This window comes from Klebsiella sp. CN_Kp088, from assembly GCF_040064335.1.
GTDB lineage: Bacteria > Pseudomonadota > Gammaproteobacteria > Enterobacterales > Enterobacteriaceae > Klebsiella > Klebsiella aerogenes.
The window spans coordinates 36,409-54,422 of record NZ_JBEAIQ010000034.1 but is presented as its reverse complement, the minus strand read 5'-3'; the positions used below and the strand labels follow the sequence as shown (position 1 = coordinate 54,422).

Below are 18,014 nucleotides of genomic sequence, written 5' to 3'. Positions count from 1 at the left end.
ATGTCGTTGGCAAAAGCATCACTGTGGACCGCGGCGTCCACCTTAGTCAAAATAGGCGCCGGTCTGCTGGTGGTAAAGCTGCTGGCGGTCTCATTTGGCCCGGCGGGCGTAGGCCAGGCCGGTAACTTCCGGCAACTGGTCACCGTTCTGGGCGTCCTGGCGGGCGCCGGGATTTTTAATGGCGTCACTAAGCTGGTTGCCCAACATCACGACGATCCGCTACGCCTGAAGCAGGTGGTTGGAACCTCGTCATCAATGGTGCTCGGTTTTTCCACCCTGCTGGCGCTGGTCTTTTTGCTGGCGGCGGCGCCCATAAGCCAGGCGCTGTTCGGCCATTCGCACTATCAGAATCTGGTACGTCTGGTGGCGCTGGTGCAGATGGGAATTGCGTGGGCCAACTATCTGCTGGCGCTGATGAAAGGTTTTCGCGATGCGGCGGGTAACGCTTTTTCGCTGATTGCCGGGAGTCTGATTGGCGTGGCGGCCTACTACGCCTGTTACTACTTCGGTGGTTATCAGGGGGCGCTGTTAGGGCTGGCCTTAGTTCCCGCGCTGGTGGTGGTTCCGGCCGCCATTATGCTTTGGCGGCGCGGCGCGATCCCGCTGAACGCGCTACGTCCGCGTTGGGATAACGGGCTTGCGGGGCAACTATCGAAATTTACCCTGATGGCGTTGATTACCTCGGTGACGCTGCCGGTGGCCTATGTGATGATGCGTAATCTGCTGGCGGCGCATTACGGCTGGGAGGCGGTCGGTATCTGGCAGGGGGTGAGCAGTATCTCGGATGCCTACCTGCAGTTTATTACCGCTTCCTTTAGCGTATATCTGCTGCCGACGTTGTCGCGACTGAGCGCCAAGACGGACATCACGCGTGAGATAGTGAAGTCGTTGAAATTCGTCCTGCCGGCGGTGGCGGCGGCAAGCCTGATGGTCTGGCTGCTGCGCGATTTTGCCATCTGGTTACTGTTTTCCGCGCGCTTCACCGCGATGCGCGACCTGTTTGCCTGGCAGTTGGTGGGCGATGTTTTAAAAGTTGGCGCTTACGTCTACGGCTATCTGGTGATCGCCAAAGCGTCATTGCGTTTTTATATTCTGACGGAAATCAGCCAGTTCACGCTGCTGACCGCATTTTCACACTGGCTTATTCCGGCGCACGGCGCACTTGGCGCGGCGCAGGCGTATATGGCCACTTATATTGTTTATTTCGCCCTTTGTAGTGGCGTGTTTTTACTCTGGCGTAAACGGGCATGACAGCACTGATACACGTACTGGGATCGGATATCCCGCACCACAACCAGACCGTATTGCGGTTCTTTAACGACGAACTGGCCGCCGACGCGCGGGCCAGGACGTTTATGGTCGTGGGTGATGCGACAGGTATGCGCGAGGCGTATCCGGCGCTGGAAATTACCTGCTATCCGGGTAAGAAATCGCTGGCGCAGGCGGTGATTGCCAAAGCGAAAGCCGATCGCCAGCAGCGCTTTTTTTTCCACGGCCAGTTTAATACCGGTCTGTGGCTGGCGTTGTTGAGCGGCGGGATCCGCCCGTCGCAATTTAACTGGCATATCTGGGGCGCGGATCTGTATGAAAACTCAGCCAGCCTGAAATTCCGTCTGTTTTATCCTCTGCGCCGCATGGCGCAAGGGCGGGTAGGACGCGTTTTCGCCACCCGCGGCGATCTCAGCTGGTTTGCTAACCGCCATCCGCGAGTGCCGGGCGAACTGCTGTACTTCCCGACGCGTATGGATCCGTCGCTAAATTCCCTTGCCGATACCGCCCCGCGCGGTGACACGCTGACCATTCTGGTGGGGAACTCCGGCGATCGTAGTAATGAGCATATTGCGGCGCTAAGGGCGATTCATCAGCAATTTGGCGATACGGTGAATGTCATCGTGCCGATGGGTTATCCGGCCAACAATGAAGCCTACATTGATGAAGTGCGTCAGACGGGAGCGGCACTGTTTAGTCGCGAGCATCTGCAGATCCTTAGCGAGAAGCTTGAGTTTGATGATTATCTGGCGCTGCTGCGCCGCTGCGATCTGGGTTATTTCCTGTTTGCGCGCCAGCAGGGTATCGGCACGCTGTGCCTGCTGATTCAGGCGGGTATTCCCTGCGTGCTCAATCGCGAAAATCCGTTCTGGCAGGATATGACCGAACAACAGATCCCGGTGCTGTTTACCACCGATACCCTGGACGCCAACGTGGTGCGCGAAGCACAGCGTCAGTTAGCGAGCGTTGATAAAACGCAAATCGCCTTCTTCCGCCCGAACTATCTGGCGGGCTGGCAGCGGGCGCTACAGCTGGCAGCGGAGGCGCGGGTATGACGTTAATGCAATTTAGCGGGCTGTTGGTGGTCTGGCTGCTGTCGACGCTGTTTATCGCCACCGCCACCTGGTTTGAGTTCCGCCGCGTGCGCTTTAACTTCAACGTCTTTTTCTCGTTGTTGTTCCTGCTCACCTTTTTCTTCGGCTTCCCGTTAACCAGTATCCTGGTATTCCGCTTTGACGTCAGCGTGGCGCCGCCGGAGATTTTGCTGCAGACGCTGCTGGTTGCGGTGTGCTTCTATGCCATCTACTACGTGACCTACAAAACGCGATTGCGTCCGGCATCGCGCGATGTTCCACGTCGTCCGCTGTTTACCATGAACCGGGTTGAAACCCATCTGGCCTGGGGGATTTTGATGGGGCTGGCGCTGCTGTGCGTCGGTATCTTCTTCGCCCACAACGGTTTCCTGCTATTTAAGCTCAATTCATACAGCCAGATATTCTCCGCGGAAGTGTCCGGCGTGGCGTTGAAGCGCTTCTTCTACTTCTTTATTCCGGCGATGCTGGTGATCTATTTCCTGCGTCAGGATTACAAGGCGTGGATTTTCTTCCTGGTGAGCACCGTCGCCTTTGGTCTGCTGACCTACGCGATCGTCGGCGGTACCCGCGCCAACATCATTATCGCTTTCGCTATCTTCCTGTTTATCGGCATTATTCGCGGCTGGATCAGCCTGTGGATGCTGGCGGCAGCGGGCGTGCTGGGTATTGTCGGCATGTTCTGGCTGGCGTTGAAGCGCTATGGGATGAACGTTAGCGGCGATGAAGCGTTTTATACTTTCCTCTATCTCACGCGCGATACCTTCTCGCCGTGGGAGAACCTGGCGCTGTTGCTGCAGAACTACGACAAGATTGAGTTCCAGGGGTTGGCGCCGATGATCCGCGACTTCTACGTCTTTATCCCCAGTTGGATGTGGCACGGTCGCCCGACAATGGTGCTGAATACCGCCAATTACTTCACCTGGGAAGTGTTAAATAACCATTCGGGGCTGGCGATATCGCCGACGCTGATTGGTTCGCTGGTGGTGATGGGCGGCGTATGGTTCGTACCGCTGGGCGCCGTCGCGGTAGGGCTCATCATTAAATGGTTCGACTGGCTGTACGAACTGGGCAACCGGGAGAGCAATCGCTACAAAGCGGCTATCCTGCACAGTTTCTGTTTCGGCGCTATCTTCAACATGATAGTGCTGGCACGCGAAGGGTTGGATTCGTTCGGCTCCCGCGTGGTGTTTTTCCTCGTGATCTTTGGTATCTGCTTGTTAGCGGCGAAACTGCTGTACTGGCTCCTGGACAGCGCAGGATTGATTCATAAGCGGGTGAAGCCGCTTTCGCAACCGCAGGTCTGATAAGGATGAACATGACTGATAACACTTCGGCGCCGCAGTATGCGCTGCGAGGGCTGCAGCTGATTGGCTGGCGCGACATGCAGCATGCGCTCAACTATCTCTTCGCCGACGGCGAACTGCGTCAGGGAACGCTGGTCGCGATCAACGCCGAAAAGATGCTGGCGGTAGAAGATAACCCGGAAGTGCGTGCGCTGATTGAGGCCGCCGAGTTTAAATATGCCGACGGTATTAGCGTCGTGCGCTCATTACGTAAAAAATATCCGCAGGCTGAGGTGTCGCGCGTTGCCGGCGCCGATCTGTGGGAAGCGCTGATGGAGCGGGCTGGCGCTCAGGGAACGCCGGTGTTCCTGATCGGTGGCAAGCCCGAGGTGCTGGCGGAGACGCAAGCGAAGCTGCGTGAGCGCTGGAAGGTCAATATCGTCGGCAGTCAGGACGGCTATTTTTCCGCCGATCAGCGTCAGCAGCTGTTTGAGCGGGTGCGCGACAGCGGGGCGAAAATTGTCACCGTCGCGATGGGATCGCCGCGCCAGGAAATTCTAATGCGCGACTGCCGGCTGGTGTATCCCGCCGCGCTGTATATGGGCGTTGGCGGCACTTATGACGTCTTTACCGGCCACGTTCACCGGGCGCCAAAATTCTGGCAGAACCTGGGGCTGGAGTGGTTCTATCGCCTGCTCCTGCAACCGAGCCGTATCAAAAGACAGTTCCGTTTACTGCGCTATTTACGTTGGCATTATTCCGGCAAGCTCTGATATTCCACTGCAACCAGGCGAGATTGCATACATATTCTGTGTAATCTCTTCACTCGCCTGATACTTTATTTGCCATTTCCGTAAAATTAATTAACCATTCGCATGCTTCAAACGCGTGGGGGAGACCTGCGCGTCGGCAAGGCTATGGTTTCAATTAATAACAATAACCGGGAGTACCCGGAGTACAGCAAACACAAGAGGCTTTATGACTGAGAAAAAAGCGGAACTCCAGCGTGGACTGGAGGCCCGGCATATTGAGCTAATCGCGCTAGGCGGGACGATTGGCGTAGGGTTATTCATGGGCGCGGCAAGTACGCTGAAGTGGGCCGGTCCATCCGTCCTGCTGGCGTATATTATCGCCGGTTTATTTGTCTTCTTTATCATGCGTTCGATGGGCGAAATGTTGTTCCTCGAACCGGTAACCGGCTCATTCGCCGTTTACGCGCACCGTTATATGAGCCCGTTCTTCGGCTATCTCACGGCCTGGTCATACTGGTTTATGTGGATGGCGGTGGGAATATCAGAGATCACCGCCATCGGGGTATACGTGCAGTTCTGGTTCCCGGAGATGGCGCAGTGGATCCCGGCGCTAATTGCCGTTGGGTTGGTAGCACTAGCGAATCTGGCGGCAGTGCGTCTGTACGGCGAGATCGAGTTCTGGTTTGCGATGATTAAAGTCACCACCATTATCGTGATGATTGTCATTGGCCTGGGCGTCATCTTCTTTGGCTTCGGTAACGGCGGGCAGTCGATCGGTTTTGGCAACCTGACCGAGCACGGCGGCTTCTTCGCCGGCGGCTGGAAAGGCTTCCTGACGGCGCTGTGTATTGTCGTCGCCTCTTATCAGGGCGTTGAACTTATCGGTATCACCGCCGGGGAAGCGAAAAACCCGCAGGTCACGTTGCGTAGCGCGGTGGGTAAGGTGCTGTGGCGTATCCTGATTTTTTACGTGGGCGCGATTTTCGTTATCGTGACTATCTTCCCGTGGAACCAGATTGGATCGACCGGTAGCCCGTTCGTCCTGACCTTCGCCAAAATCGGCATTACCGCGGCGGCGGGGATTATCAACTTCGTGGTGCTGACCGCAGCGCTGTCGGGCTGTAACAGCGGGATGTATAGCTGTGGGCGTATGCTGTACGCGCTGGCGCGCAACCGTCAGCTACCGGCAGCAATGGCCAAAGTGTCGCGTCAGGGCGTGCCGGTGGCGGGCGTCGCGCTGTCGATCGTGATTCTGCTAATCGGTTCGTGCCTGAACTACATTATTCCTAACCCGCAGCGCGTGTTTGTCTATGTCTATAGCGCCAGCGTGTTGCCGGGGATGGTGCCGTGGTTTGTGATCCTGATTAGCCAGCTGCGTTTTCGCCGCGAGCATCAGCAGGCGATGGCCAGCCATCCGTTCCGTTCATTGTTGTTCCCGTGGGCAAACTATTTGACGATGGCTTTCCTCGTTTGTGTGCTGATCGGCATGGGAATTAACGATGAAACCCGGATGTCGCTCTTTGTCGGAATGATTTTCCTCGCCGCGGTGACCCTTATTTATAAGGTTTTCGGCCTCGGCAAGCGGGGAAATCTCGATAAAACGGCGGAATAAGCGCCAAAGCGCACAAACTGTGAGCAAATAGAAATTTTATTTAAAAAGGCACTAGACAGGGGTGGGGGAAGTCCGTATTATCCACCCCCGCAACGGCGCTAAGCGCCCGTAGCTCAGCTGGATAGAGCGCTGCCCTCCGGAGGCAGAGGTCTCAGGTTCGAATCCTGTCGGGCGCACCATTTACCCGGTGCTGGAGCTGCGGTGGTTTTAATACCGCGTAAAAGAATTGTTGTGGTGGCTATAGCTCAGTTGGTAGAGCCCTGGATTGTGATTCCAGTTGTCGTGGGTTCGAATCCCATTAGCCACCCCATTATTTGATAGAGTTGTGAATTGCGAAGGTGGCGGAATTGGTAGACGCGCTAGCTTCAGGTGTTAGTGTTCTTACGGACGTGGGGGTTCAAGTCCCCCCCCTCGCACCACGACTTTAAAGAATTGAACTAAAAATTCAAAAAGCAGTATTTCGGCGAGTAGCGCAGCTTGGTAGCGCAACTGGTTTGGGACCAGTGGGTCGGAGGTTCGAATCCTCTCTCGCCGACCAATTTTGAACCCCGCTTCGGCGGGGTTTTTTGTTTTCCGATTTTCTTCAGGCGCCTTTTATCCCGCTGATCTTCCTCGTAAAAAATCGTTTCTAGCTCTGCGAATTATTGCCCGGAATTGTCCCAAATGATTGCTGCGATAGATGCAATCTCCCAGGATCCTGTGCGATAATAACCGGGTAGATGCTCATTCCATCTCTTATGTTCGCCTTCGTGCCTCATAAACTCGGGAATGATGCAGAGCCGTACTTACGGTGCTTATCGTCCACTGATAGATGTCGCATTTTATGTCTCATCAAACACCATGGACATAACGTTGAGTGAAGCACCCAATTTGTTGTCAAACAGACCTGTTTTAACGCCTGCCCTGATTTCAGCGCAGGCGTTTTTTTCTTTCAGGGGTAGGCTATTTTTTTCGCGAGAGAAGGGCGCTATCGCCCCATACGAGGCGATAGCGTTATCGTGAATTACTGCTGAGGGTTATTGTGTAGCGTCAACAGCAGGCCGTCACGACGCATGGTCGCCGCTTCTTCCGGCTGGTGCAAGCGGTCCAGCGCATCGGCAAGCCACGCGTAATCAAAGGCATCCGGGCGCTGCTTAAGCGCGGCGCGGAAGGCGATACTGGCCTCCTGCCATTCACCGTGACGCATCAGCGACTGGCCCAGAGTGCTCCACAGCAGCGGACGGTCGCCGACGGCTTTGATCTGCTGGCGCAGCACTTTTTCCAGTTGCTCAGGATTATTGGTCTTCAGCCGTGGGATCGGCATGACCAGGCGGTCGTCGTACTGTTTCTTCAGACCATCGATAATAATTTGCTGTGCGGTATCGTGATCGTCGCTTTCGATCAGGCGTTCGGCCATTGCCACCTGCAGCGGTATCAGCGCGCGCGTTTTACGGCTCTGGTTGCGCCACCATTCGCGTAGCCCTTCGCTACCGCCGTCGGCCAGCGCTTTATCCATCAGTCCAATCCACGCCAGCTGTTCCAACGCGGCGCGGTGCTCTTCATCCGCCACGTTGGCTTTCGCCATAGACGGAATGATGTCCAGCAGCGAATTCCACGCGCCGGTGCGGGTATAGGCCTGCTCGGCGAGACGCAGTACCTCCGGATGACGCGGGGTCACTTCCAGCAGCTTATCGATACCGTGACGGGCGGCGTGGTTTTCATTACGCGCCAGCTGTAGGCGCACGCGGGTGATTTCAACCGGGATCAGATCGTCGCCAGCCAGTTCGGCGGCGCGCTCAAGATGCTGATTGGCGCGAGCTTCATCACCGCGCTGTTGGGCCGCTTCCGCCGCTAACAGATAGTTCACTACCGGTTGTTCGGCGTGATCGGCATTTTTCGCCATCAGCTTTTCAACCTGTTGGTAATCGCCTTCCGCCAGTTTCAGCAGCGCTTGCTCGGTTTGCTTACGCGCGCGGCGGCGCTTACGCCCGACGAACCAGCCGCGAGTGTGCGCGCCGGTACGGAAAATGCGGCGCAGAAGCCACTCGATAGCAAACAGCACGACCATTGCGAGGATCAGGATGATCACAAGACCCGTCACGCTGGTTTCGATATTGTAGTTATCGGTCTGGATCAGAACATAGCCCTGATGGCCCGCGATCATCGGCCCAACGACGATCCCGGCGATCAGCAGTGCGAAAAGCAGGAGAATTTTCAGCATCGGTTATTCTCCTTGCGGCGCAGGCGCTGGCGCGGTCGCTGCTGGCGCTGGCGTCGGAGCGGCTGCCGCAGGCTGGGCCATTAAATTACGCACCCGGGTTTGCATCAGCTTTTCCAGCAGGCTCTGGCTCTGCAGCGTTTCCGGTACGCTCATGGTGATACTCTGCTGACTGAGCTTATCCACTTCTTCAAGGAAAGCCTTGGTGGTGGCGTCTTCAGTATCGTAATAAGCGCGTACCCAGGTGGAGACGTTTTCCAGCGCCTGCTTATAGGTTTCTTCCTGATGACGCGGCACCGCCTGCGCGGCGACCAGCAGGCGAGAACGGATATTTTCGCGCAGATAGACATCCTGATTCGGCGCTAACAGCGGCACCGCCGTTTCGTCGCGGCGGCGTATGGTAATGAAGCTATCCATAAAGTTCTGCCAGCTTTTCTGCAGGTTAACCCGCCATTCGCCGATGGAGCTGGAGAGCTCGTCGCTGTCGGCATCCATCGGGGAATCATCGTCGTTATTATCGGCCAGACGCAGATTGTCGATTTGATTCGCCAGCTGGTTAACTTTGAGGATGATGCCGTCATAATCGACCTGGCTTACCGCCGACAGCGAAGCGATGTCATCGGTGATGGCGCGGCGCGCGCCGATAAGGCTTGGGTCGTTCATGTCGGCGAGGCTGGCATCGGCGCTTTTCAGCAGCGCGGCGGCGGTCGTCACATCCTGATCGCTCCACAGTTTACGTCCCGCCAGCTTAACCAGGAAATCAGCCTGCGCCAGCAGCCAGGTTTTGGCGTCGCTGCCGGAAATCACGGCAACTTTTTGCTGTAGCTCATCAAGCTGTTTGGTCAGGGTTTCCTGTTCACGTTTGGCTTCGCTCAACTGGTCGGCCTGCTGTTTGATGACGCTTTCCAGCTCGCTCTTTTGGCTGTCCTGCGCTTTTTGCAGCGCCGCGAGCTGGCTTGCTAATTCAGAGCTGGTTTCGTTTTGCCGCGTAACCTGCTGCTTATTCAAGCCATACAGGCCAATACCGGCGGCGAGGGCGATAGCGATAGCAATCGCGCTGAGCGCCAGGCTGGTTTTGTTGCCGGCCTTTTTCTTCTCGTTGTTTTCTGGCTGTGGCGTGGTTTCCACGGCCTCCCTGGTCTCTTCAACCACGGCGGATTGATTTTGTTGTTCCGTCATTATGGCTTCCAATGTTGAGAGTTATTGTAATGCGCGTAGCAGCGCATCGTTGTCGGCGTTATCGGCAACCTGAATATCCTGCCAGCCCAATTCCCGGGCCTGAAGGGCCAGACGTTCGCTGACAACGATAAGGCTACAGTGCAGCAGCCACTGTTCGCGATACCACTGGGGTATTAACGACCACAGCTGCTGCAGCATCTCGCCGCTGGTGACCACCAGCGTTGTGACTCCACGAGATTGCCAGCGCATAGCCTCTTCCGCACCATCATAGTACTTCGCACAACGTTGATAACATTCACAAAATGTTACTTCGGCGCCGCGATCTCGCAGCGTGTCGCCGAGTAATTCCCGCCCGCCGTTGCCGCGCAGAATCAGGGCTTTCTTGCCCGCAATGTTTTGTAATTCAGGTAATTGTAGCAAGACTTCGCTGATTTCCCGATCTAACGGGTAACGGATATTTTTACCACTGACCGTATGCAGGGCCAGCGCGGTGGTGCGGCCTATCGAGAAATAGGCCGGGTCGGAGGGCCAGCGTTGGCTCTCCTGCAGCAGACGGGCATGGGCGAATTCCACCGCATGCTGCGACAGCGCAAACAACAAATCGTCCGCGCCTAATGCCGCCAGTTGACGCGGGAGCGCTGCCAGCTCTCTCCCCGGCGTGAATTCAATCAGCGGAAAGCTCCAGGCCACGCGTCCCAGCGCGCGCAGGCGGCTGACTAACTCTTCACCTTGCGGTAGCGGACGGGTGACCAGGATGCTCATCGTGGGGCTTCTCCATCATAGACCGCCGCGAGGATGTCGCGGGCGCCGTTATCCAGTAGCTCTTCCGCCAGCGAGACGCCGAGCGCCTCTGCCTCTTCAGGCCGCCCGCGGCGTTCACCGCGCACGACCAGCGAACCATCCGGCGCGCCCACCAGCGCTCGTAGCCACAGCTCACCATCGCGCAGTTCGGCATAGCTGCCAATCGGCACCTGACAACCGCCTTCGAGACGGGTGTTCATCGCCCGCTCGGCACGTACGCGCACGGCGGTCTCTGTATGGTTAAGCGGCGCTAACAGCGCTTTGGTCCATTCATCGTCAAGGCGGCATTCGATACCTACCGCGCCCTGGCCGACGGCCGGCAGAGATTGTTCAGGCGAGAGCGGCTGGCGAATACGCGCTTCCAGTTTCAGGCGCTTCAGCCCGGCGGCGGCAAGGATAATAGCGTCATACTCGCCGTTATCGAGTTTGCCTAATCGCGTGCCAACGTTGCCGCGTAGCGAGCGGATCACCAGATCGGGGCGCTCTGCCGCCAACTGGCACTGGCGACGTAAACTTGACGTGCCAACGATGCTGCCAGCCGGCAGCGCGTCAATTGAGGCATAGTGATTGGAAACAAATGCGTCGCGCGGATCTTCACGTTCGCAAATGGTGACCAATCCCAGGCCTTCAGGGAATTCGACCGGGACATCTTTCATCGAATGGACGGCGATATCGGCGCGCCCCTCAATCATGGCGAGCTCTAACTCTTTCACAAATAAGCCCTTGCCGCCCACTTTCGCCAGCGGGGTATCAAGGAGCACGTCGCCGCGGGTGACCATTGGCACCAGCTCAACGGAAAGCCCCGGATGACAGGACTCCAGGCGCTCTTTCACATAATGTGCCTGCCATAGCGCAAGCGGGCTTTGCCGTGTGGCAATTCTCAAAACTTTGTCTAACATGCTTGTTACCGTCATTGTCGACCATGAGCCATCCTAACATTGTTGCTTTAGGGATGTTAGTTTCACGGTTAATGTGGGATGCTGGCATGATGACCTTTAGCGTTTCATGCGCGTGCGGTTGCCGCAAGCGTAGTGGGGAATTTACACCCGGCAAACGGTGCTACACTTGTATGTAGCGCATCTTTCTTTACGGTCAATCAGCAAGGTGTTAAATTGATCACGTTTTAAACCATTTGTCAGCCAGCAGTTCATCACAACCACACCGATGACGAATGGTGACGGTTCTTGTTGAAATACTGAAATCCTCCGTACTATTGTACGTCGGATTTTTGAACATCAGGCGATATGTCTTGTACCTCTATATTGAGACACTGAAACAGAGACTGGATGCCATCAACCAACTGCGCGTGGATCGCGCGCTTGCTGCCATGGGACCTGCTTTCCAGCAGGTTTACAGTCTTCTGCCGACATTACTACATTATCATCACCCGCTGATGCCGGGTTACCTTGACGGTAACGTTCCCCGCGGCATTTGCCTCTACACGCCTGATGAAACCCAACGCCACTATCTTGACGAACTCGAACTGCATCGCGGCCTGCTAACGCAGGAGCCGCCGAAAGGCGAACTGCCGATTACCGGCGTCTATTCGATGGGCAGTACCTCTTCCGTCGGGCAAAGCTGCTCTTCCGATCTGGATATCTGGGTATGCCATCAGGCCTGGCTGGATAACGAAGAACGCCAACTGCTGCAGCGTAAATGCAGCCTGCTTGAAAGCTGGGCGGCGTCGCTCGGCGTCGAGGTCAGTTTCTTCCTGATCGACGAAAACCGCTTCCGCCATAACGAAAGCGGCAGCCTCGGCGGCGAAGACTGTGGTTCGACCCAGCATATTTTGTTGCTCGATGAATTTTACCGCACCGCCGTGCGTCTCGCCGGGAAACGTATTCTGTGGAATATGGTGCCGGGCGATGAAGAAGACCATTACGATGATTACGTGATGGGACTGTATGCCCAGGGCGTGCTGACGCCAAACGAATGGCTCGATCTCGGTGGCCTCAGTTCTCTGTCGGCGGAAGAGTACTTCGGCGCCAGCCTGTGGCAGCTGTATAAGAGCATCGACTCCCCGTATAAAGCGGTGCTGAAAACGCTGCTGCTGGAAGCCTACTCGTGGGAATACCCCAACAACCGCCTGTTGGCGAAAGATATTAAACAGCGCCTGCACGATGGCGAGATTGTCTCATTCGGTCTCGACCCCTACTGCATGATGCTGGAGCGCGTAACCGCCTATCTGCAGGCTATCGAAGACGACACCCGTCTCGATCTGGTACGCCGCTGCTTCTATCTGAAAGTCTGTGAAAAACTCAGCCGCGAGCGCGCCTGTGTGGGCTGGCGTCGTGAAGTCGTCAGCCAACTGGTGAAAGAGTGGGGCTGGGATGAAAAGCGTCTGATGATGCTCGATAACCGCGCTAACTGGAAAATCGATGAAGTGCGCAAAGCGCACAACGAACTGCTCGACGCGATGATGCAGAGCTATCGTAATCTGATCCGCTTCGCGCGTCGCAATAACCTCAGCGTCTCCGCCAGCCCGCAGGATATCGGCGTGCTGACGCGTAAGTTGTATGCGGCCTTTGAAGCCTTGCCGGGCAAGGTTACCCTGGTAAACCCGCAAATTTCACCGGACCTGTCGGAACCGAATCTGACCTTTATCCACGTGCCGCCGGGCCGCGCCAACCGTACCGGTTGGTATCTGTATAATCGCGCGCCGGATATGGAATCGATCATCAGCCATCAGCCGCTGGAATATAACCGTTATCTTAATAAGCTGGTGGCCTGGGCCTGGTTTAACGGCCTGCTGACCTCACGCACCCGTCTGTTTATTAAGGGCAACGGTATCGTCGATTTGCCGAAGCTGCAGGAGATGGTGGCCGACGTGTCGCACCACTTCCCGCTGCGTCTGCCGGCGCCGACGCCAAAAGCGCTGTACAGCCCGTGCGAAATTCGCCACCTGGCGATTATCGTTAACCTCGAATATGACCCGACGGCGGCTTTCCGCAATCAGGTGGTGCATTTCGACTTCCGTAAGCTCGACGTTTTCAGCTTCGGCGAAGAGCAAAAATGCCTGATTGGCAGCGTCGACCTGCTGTATCGCAACTCGTGGAACGAAGTGCGTACGCTGCACTTTAACGGCGAGCAGGCGATGATCGAAGCGCTGAAAACTATTCTCGGCAAAATGCATCAGGACGCCGCGCCGCCGGATAGCGTGGAGGTGTTCTGCTACAGCCAGCATCTGCGCGGCCTTATTCGCACCCGCGTGCAGCAGATGGTCTCCGAGTGCATCGAACTGCGTCTCTCCAGTACCCGTCAGGATACCGGGCGCTTCAAAGCGCTGCGCGTCTCCGGCCAGACCTGGGGCCTGTTCTTTGAACGCCTGAACGTTTCGGTGCAGAAGCTGGAAAACGCCATTGAGTTCTACGGCGCTATCTCGCACAACAAGCTCCACGGCCTGTCGGTACAGGTAGAAACCAATCACGTTAAGCTGCCGGCGGTGGTGGATGGCTTCGCCAGCGAAGGGATTATTCAATTCTTCTTTGAAGATGCGGATAACAATGATAGCGGCTTTAACATCTACATTCTCGATGAAAGCAACCGCGCAGAGGTCTATCACCACTGCGAAGGCAGCAAAGAAGAGCTGGTGCGCGACGTCAGCCGCTTCTACTCGTCATCGCACGATCGCTTCACCTACGGCTCCAGCTTCATTAACTTCAACCTGCCGCAGTTCTATCAGATAGTCGAAGTTGACGGACGCACGCAGGTGATCCCGTTCCGCAGCCAAGCGATTGCCGCCGCGGTGCCGCCGGGCCAGGAAGCTGTCGCCTCACCGGTGCTGCAGCAGCGCTACTCGTAGATTTGGCCCGCATAAGGCGCGATGCGCTATCCGGAGATATTCCCTGCTGGCGTTGCGCTTAGCAGGGCTACGGTTCTATGTCGTCGGGTAGCACGGATAAGGCGCGATGCGCCGCCATCCGGGAAACACCTCATTAACGGAAGCTCACCGTCTCGCCGGCCTGATTGCTTGCCGCCTGCTCCAGCAGATCCCAGAAGCGTTCGCCGCTGCGATCGCAGATCCACTCGTCGCCTTGCAGATCGAAGTGATAGCCGCCTTGCTTGGTCGCCAGCCAGACCTGATGCAGTGGCTCCTGACGGTTAATAATGATCTTACTGCCATTTTCGAAGCTGATGGTCAGCACGCCGCCGTTGATTTCGCAGTCGATATCGCTGTCGCCGTCCCAATCGTCCAGACGTTCTTCGATGGTCATCCACAGGCTATCGGCCAGGCGATGGAATTCACTGTCGTTCATGGTTCTATCCTGCTTTTTTGAAGATGGCCGCAGTATAGCGCGAAACAAAAGCGCGTGCAGTCAGATGCTAAACGCTTGCTTTTACGTCTTCTCCTGCGATGATAGAAAGCAGTAACGAATGAATCATGGGCAACTATCAATGAAAAACGTTTTACCCACGCTTGCCGTTCTGTTTGCAATCTTCAGCCTGACCGGCTGCGGTTTGAAAGGGCCGCTGTATTTCCCGCCGGCAGACAAAACCGCGCCGCCGCCGACCAAGCCGGTTAACCCAGGCATTCAGAGCGCGACGCCGGATCGTAACGATCGCGGCGATAATGGCGGTCCGACCCAGGTTAACTATTAACGATAACGTTCTGTTCCGCGCAATTGGAGTAGATAATGCAGTTCTCTAAAATGCATGGCCTCGGCAACGACTTCATGGTTGTTGATGCGGTAACGCAGAATGTTTTCTTCTCACCGGAGCTGATTCGTCGCCTTGCGGATCGGCATCTTGGCGTCGGCTTCGACCAGCTGTTGGTTGTCGAGCCGCCGTACGATCCCGATCTGGACTTCCACTACCGTATCTTCAATGCTGACGGTAGCGAAGTCTCGCAGTGCGGCAACGGCGCGCGCTGCTTCGCCCGCTTTGTCCGTTTAAAAGGCCTGACCAATAAACGTGATATCCGTGTGAGCACCGCCAATGGGCGTATGGTATTAAGCGTAACGGAAGATGATCTGGTGCGCGTTAACATGGGCGAGCCGAATTTCGAGCCGTCTCAGGTCCCGTTCCGCGCCAACAAAGCGGAAAAGACCTATATTATGCGTGCGGCTGAACAGACAATATTGTGCGGCGTCGTCTCAATGGGCAACCCGCACTGCGTGATTCAGGTCGATAACGTGGACACCGCCGCGGTTGAAACCCTCGGTCCGGTGATGGAAAGCCACGAACGTTTTCCGGAACGCGCCAATATCGGCTTTATGCAGGTAGTGGAACGCTCTCATATTCGTCTGCGCGTCTATGAACGCGGCGCAGGTGAAACGCAGGCCTGCGGCAGCGGCGCCTGTGCGGCGGTGGCGGTCGGTATCCAACAGGGATTACTCGCCGAAGAGGTACGCGTGGAATTGCCAGGCGGGCGTCTCGACATCGCCTGGAAAGGTCCGGGTCAACCGTTGTATATGACTGGCCCGGCGGCACATGTCTACGACGGATTTATTCATCTATGAAACAGATCGGGGAAGAACAGCAGGAACTCGCCACAGCGCTCGACGACAGCGCGGTAGTAGATTATCTGCTGCAAAATCCTGAGTTCTTTATTCGTAATGCAGCGCAGGTAGAGCATATCCGCGTCCCGCATCCGGTGCGCGGCACCATCTCGCTGGTCGAGTGGCATATGCTGCGGGCGCGTAACCATATCAACGTGCTGGAAGAAAATATGACGCTGCTGATGGAACAGGCGACGGCCAATCAAAGCCTGTTTCAGCGCCTGTTCCATCTGCAGACGCGCCTGGCGTCCGCCGATAGCCTGGATGAAATGCTCAACCGCTTTCATCGTTGGGCGCGCGAGCTGGGCCTGGCGGGCGCGACGGTGCGCCTGTTTCCGGACAGCTGGCATCTCGGCGCGCCGTCTAAATTCACCCATCTGGCGTTGAGCCGGCAGGCGTTCGAACCCATTCGTATCCAACGGTTGGGCCAGGCACGTCACTATCTTGGTCCGCTGAACGGGCCAGAGCTGTTGGTGGTGCTGCCGGATGCGAAAGCTATTGGCTCGGTGGCGATGTCGCTACTGGGCGATGACGACGCACCGGGGGTGATGTTCTTCAGCAGCCGCGATCCGCAGCATTATCAGCAAGGTCAGGGAACACAGCTACTGCAGGAGATCGCCCGTATGCTGCCCGGCCTGCTGGAGCGCTGGATTGAACGCGCATGAGCCACTCCCCGCTATTCGCCTGCGTCGACCGCTTCCTGCGCTATCTCGGCGTAGAGCGCCAGCTTAGCCCGATTACGCTCACGAATTACCAGCGCCAGCTGGAAGCGCTGATCGCGCTGGCGGATGATGCTGGCTTAAAAAGCTGGCAGCAGTGCGACGCCGCTCAGGTACGTAGCTTTGCCGTGCGCAGCCGCCGCGCGGGCTTAGGCCCGGCGAGCCTGGCGCTGCGGCTTTCCGCCTTGCGCAGTTTCTTCGACTGGATGGTCAGCCAGGGCGAGTTAGCGGCTAACCCGGCGAAGGGGATTGCGGCGCCAAAAATTCCCCGCCACTTACCGAAAAATATCGACGTTGATGATGTGAATCGGCTTCTGGATATCGACCTTAACGACCCGCTCGCGGTGCGCGACCGGGCGATGCTGGAAGTGATGTACGGCGCGGGGCTGCGTCTTTCTGAGTTAGTTAACCTTGATATTAAGCACCTTGATCTTGAGTCAGGGGAAGTGTGGGTGATGGGTAAAGGCAGCAAAGAGCGCCGCCTGCCAATTGGGCGCAACGCGGTGGCGTGGATCGAACACTGGCTGGATTTACGCGGCCTGTTCGGCGGCGATGACGACGCGCTGTTTTTGTCGAAGCTGGGTAAGCGCATTTCAGCGCGCAACGTGCAGAAGCGGTTTGCCGAATGGGGGATCAAGCAGGGGCTCAATAGCCACGTGCATCCGCATAAGCTGCGGCACTCCTTCGCGACGCATATGCTGGAGTCGAGCGGCGATCTGCGCGGCGTGCAGGAGCTGCTGGGGCATGCCAATCTCTCTACCACCCAAATCTATACCCATCTCGATTTTCAACACCTTGCCTCGGTGTACGATGCCGCGCATCCGCGCGCTAAACGGGGGAAATAATGCGTTTTTACCGACCTCTGGGCCCGATCTCCGCGCTGACGTTCGACCTGGATGACACCCTTTATGATAACCGCCCGGTGATTGACCGGACGATGCAGGAATCGCTGACGTTTGTGCGCAATTATCATCCGGCGCTGAGCCAGTTTGATGCCCATGCGCTTAATCAACTGCGACAAACGCTATTGTCCTCAGAACCTGAGATTTATCATGACGTCACCGTCTGGCGCCACCGCGCGCTGGAGTTAGGGATGCGTAATGCCGGGCTCTCCGCCGCCGAGGCGAAAGCCGGCGCCGATGCGGCGATGGAAAACTTCGCCCACTGGCGCAGTCGCGTCGACGTGCCGCAGGAGACGCACGATACGCTGGCGAAGCTGGCGCAGAAATGGCCGCTGGTGGCTATCACCAACGGTAACGCCCAGCCGGAACTGTTCGGGCTGAATGACTATTTCCGTTTCGTGCTGCGCGCGGGTCCGGATGGCCGCTCCAAGCCGTTTGCCGATATGTACCATCTGGCGGCGGAGCGTCTGGATTTGCCGCTCGGGCAGATTCTGCACGTCGGCGATGATCTGACCACCGACGTAGCTGGCGCTATTCGCTGTGGAATGCAGGCCTGCTGGATCAAGCCGCAGGACGCCTCTCTGATGAAAACCGCCGATAGCCGCTTGCTGCCGCATATTGAAATTTCACGGTTGGCATCTCTGACCTCGCTGATATAATCACCAGTAACTCTGTATATATTAACAGGGGTTCGTGGAACCCCTTCTC

The 18,014-nt window shown here is 56.8% G+C and carries 16 protein-coding genes and 4 tRNA genes; 15 read left to right on the top strand and 5 right to left on the bottom strand.

The window, feature by feature from the left end:
• From wzxE to ABLV08_RS21380, 9 genes are all read left to right on the top strand, one after another.
• Positions 1-1,251, top strand: a complete 1,251-nt coding sequence (gene wzxE, locus ABLV08_RS21420; RefSeq protein WP_045389291.1) for a lipid III flippase WzxE — start codon at positions 1-3, stop codon at positions 1,249-1,251.
• Positions 1,248-2,324, top strand: a complete 1,077-nt coding sequence (locus ABLV08_RS21415) for a TDP-N-acetylfucosamine:lipid II N-acetylfucosaminyltransferase (protein ID WP_015368876.1) — start codon at positions 1,248-1,250, stop codon at positions 2,322-2,324. Before wzxE ends, ABLV08_RS21415 begins: the two co-directional genes overlap by 4 nt.
• Positions 2,321-3,667 (top strand): ECA oligosaccharide polymerase, encoded by a 1,347-nt coding sequence (wzyE, locus tag ABLV08_RS21410; RefSeq protein WP_015368875.1) that lies wholly within the window; start codon positions 2,321-2,323, stop codon positions 3,665-3,667. Before ABLV08_RS21415 ends, wzyE begins: the two co-directional genes overlap by 4 nt.
• An 11-nt stretch (positions 3,668-3,678) precedes the next feature.
• Complete coding sequence (gene wecG / locus ABLV08_RS21405) at positions 3,679-4,419, top strand: lipopolysaccharide N-acetylmannosaminouronosyltransferase (RefSeq protein WP_015368874.1); 741 nt, start codon at positions 3,679-3,681, stop codon at positions 4,417-4,419.
• A 205-nt stretch (positions 4,420-4,624) separates the two neighbouring features.
• On the top strand, positions 4,625-6,010 hold the full coding sequence (locus ABLV08_RS21400) for an amino acid permease (RefSeq protein ID WP_015368873.1): 1,386 nt from the start codon (positions 4,625-4,627) through the stop codon (positions 6,008-6,010).
• 102 nt (positions 6,011-6,112) lie between these two features.
• Positions 6,113-6,189, top strand: a tRNA-Arg gene (locus ABLV08_RS21395).
• Between the two features lie 55 nt (positions 6,190-6,244).
• Positions 6,245-6,320, top strand: a tRNA-His gene (locus tag ABLV08_RS21390).
• Between the two features lie 22 nt (positions 6,321-6,342).
• Positions 6,343-6,429 (top strand) — tRNA-Leu (locus tag ABLV08_RS21385).
• Positions 6,430-6,471: 42 nt separating this feature from the next.
• Positions 6,472-6,548: transfer RNA gene (locus ABLV08_RS21380), tRNA-Pro, on the top strand.
• A gap of 465 nt (positions 6,549-7,013) precedes the next feature.
• On the opposite strand, the gene hemY is transcribed toward ABLV08_RS21380, so the two are convergent.
• From hemY to hemC, 4 genes are read right to left on the bottom strand one after another with little or no spacing between them, the layout of a single operon-like run.
• On the bottom strand, positions 7,014-8,210 hold the full coding sequence (gene hemY, locus ABLV08_RS21375; RefSeq protein WP_015703976.1) for a protoheme IX biogenesis protein HemY: 1,197 nt from the start codon (positions 8,208-8,210) through the stop codon (positions 7,014-7,016).
• 3 nt (positions 8,211-8,213) lie between these two features.
• Positions 8,214-9,386 (bottom strand): uroporphyrinogen-III C-methyltransferase, encoded by a 1,173-nt coding sequence (gene hemX / locus ABLV08_RS21370; protein ID WP_015703977.1) that lies wholly within the window; start codon positions 9,384-9,386, stop codon positions 8,214-8,216.
• Positions 9,387-9,407: 21 nt separating this feature from the next.
• Complete coding sequence (gene hemD / locus ABLV08_RS21365) at positions 9,408-10,148, bottom strand: uroporphyrinogen-III synthase (protein WP_015368870.1); 741 nt, start codon at positions 10,146-10,148, stop codon at positions 9,408-9,410.
• Positions 10,145-11,086 (bottom strand): hydroxymethylbilane synthase, encoded by a 942-nt coding sequence (gene hemC, locus ABLV08_RS21360; protein ID WP_015368869.1) that lies wholly within the window; start codon positions 11,084-11,086, stop codon positions 10,145-10,147. Before hemC ends, hemD begins: the two co-directional genes overlap by 4 nt.
• A gap of 350 nt (positions 11,087-11,436) precedes the next feature.
• Here hemC and cyaA point away from each other — a divergent pair, with 350 nt between their 5' ends.
• Positions 11,437-13,989, top strand: a complete 2,553-nt coding sequence (gene cyaA / locus ABLV08_RS21355) for a class I adenylate cyclase (protein WP_015368868.1) — start codon at positions 11,437-11,439, stop codon at positions 13,987-13,989.
• Between the two features lie 133 nt (positions 13,990-14,122).
• On the opposite strand, the gene cyaY is transcribed toward cyaA, so the two are convergent.
• Positions 14,123-14,443: an iron donor protein CyaY gene (cyaY, locus tag ABLV08_RS21350; protein WP_015368867.1), complete on the bottom strand. Its 321-nt coding sequence runs from the start codon at positions 14,441-14,443 to the stop codon at positions 14,123-14,125.
• Positions 14,444-14,582: 139 nt separating this feature from the next.
• Here cyaY and ABLV08_RS21345 point away from each other — a divergent pair, with 139 nt between their 5' ends.
• Genes ABLV08_RS21345 through yigB form a run of 5 tightly spaced genes read left to right on the top strand, consistent with a single transcriptional unit; the run spans position 14,583 to position 17,965 of the window.
• Positions 14,583-14,786, top strand: coding sequence for a lipoprotein (locus ABLV08_RS21345; RefSeq protein ID WP_020077593.1), 204 nt, complete (start codon positions 14,583-14,585; stop codon positions 14,784-14,786).
• A 35-nt stretch (positions 14,787-14,821) separates the two neighbouring features.
• Positions 14,822-15,646, top strand: a complete 825-nt coding sequence (gene dapF, locus ABLV08_RS21340) for a diaminopimelate epimerase (RefSeq protein WP_032713809.1) — start codon at positions 14,822-14,824, stop codon at positions 15,644-15,646.
• Positions 15,643-16,350 carry a DUF484 domain-containing protein gene (locus tag ABLV08_RS21335; protein ID WP_015368864.1) on the top strand — a complete coding sequence of 236 codons (708 nt, stop codon included), beginning with the start codon at positions 15,643-15,645 and terminating at the stop codon, positions 16,348-16,350. Before dapF ends, ABLV08_RS21335 begins: the two co-directional genes overlap by 4 nt.
• Positions 16,347-17,249, top strand: a complete 903-nt coding sequence (gene xerC, locus ABLV08_RS21330) for a tyrosine recombinase XerC (RefSeq protein ID WP_110916326.1) — start codon at positions 16,347-16,349, stop codon at positions 17,247-17,249. The genes ABLV08_RS21335 and xerC overlap by 4 nt, the downstream gene beginning before the upstream one ends.
• Positions 17,249-17,965 (top strand): 5-amino-6-(5-phospho-D-ribitylamino)uracil phosphatase YigB, encoded by a 717-nt coding sequence (yigB, locus tag ABLV08_RS21325; protein ID WP_015368862.1) that lies wholly within the window; start codon positions 17,249-17,251, stop codon positions 17,963-17,965. Before xerC ends, yigB begins: the two co-directional genes overlap by 1 nt.
• The last annotated feature ends 49 nt before the right edge of the window (positions 17,966-18,014 follow it).

Excerpts from the sequence above, each read along its gene's own strand:
- wzxE (WP_045389291.1), top strand. The coding sequence starts at position 1 with ATGTCGTTGGCAAAAGCATCACTGTGGACCGCGGCGTCCACCTTAGTC.
- ABLV08_RS21415 (WP_015368876.1), top strand. The coding sequence starts at position 1,248 with ATGACAGCACTGATACACGTACTGGGATCGGATATCCCGCACCACAAC.
- wzyE (WP_015368875.1), top strand. The coding sequence starts at position 2,321 with ATGACGTTAATGCAATTTAGCGGGCTGTTGGTGGTCTGGCTGCTGTCG.
- wecG (WP_015368874.1), top strand. The coding sequence starts at position 3,679 with ATGACTGATAACACTTCGGCGCCGCAGTATGCGCTGCGAGGGCTGCAG.
- ABLV08_RS21400 (WP_015368873.1), top strand. The coding sequence starts at position 4,625 with ATGACTGAGAAAAAAGCGGAACTCCAGCGTGGACTGGAGGCCCGGCAT.
- hemY (WP_015703976.1), bottom strand. The coding sequence starts at position 8,210 with ATGCTGAAAATTCTCCTGCTTTTCGCACTGCTGATCGCCGGGATCGTC.
- hemX (WP_015703977.1), bottom strand. The coding sequence starts at position 9,386 with ATGACGGAACAACAAAATCAATCCGCCGTGGTTGAAGAGACCAGGGAG.
- hemD (WP_015368870.1), bottom strand. The coding sequence starts at position 10,148 with ATGAGCATCCTGGTCACCCGTCCGCTACCGCAAGGTGAAGAGTTAGTC.
- hemC (WP_015368869.1), bottom strand. The coding sequence starts at position 11,086 with ATGTTAGACAAAGTTTTGAGAATTGCCACACGGCAAAGCCCGCTTGCG.
- cyaY (WP_015368867.1), bottom strand. The coding sequence starts at position 14,443 with ATGAACGACAGTGAATTCCATCGCCTGGCCGATAGCCTGTGGATGACC.
- ABLV08_RS21345 (WP_020077593.1), top strand. The coding sequence starts at position 14,583 with ATGAAAAACGTTTTACCCACGCTTGCCGTTCTGTTTGCAATCTTCAGC.
- dapF (WP_032713809.1), top strand. The coding sequence starts at position 14,822 with ATGCAGTTCTCTAAAATGCATGGCCTCGGCAACGACTTCATGGTTGTT.
- ABLV08_RS21335 (WP_015368864.1), top strand. The coding sequence starts at position 15,643 with ATGAAACAGATCGGGGAAGAACAGCAGGAACTCGCCACAGCGCTCGAC.
- xerC (WP_110916326.1), top strand. The coding sequence starts at position 16,347 with ATGAGCCACTCCCCGCTATTCGCCTGCGTCGACCGCTTCCTGCGCTAT.
- yigB (WP_015368862.1), top strand. The coding sequence starts at position 17,249 with ATGCGTTTTTACCGACCTCTGGGCCCGATCTCCGCGCTGACGTTCGAC.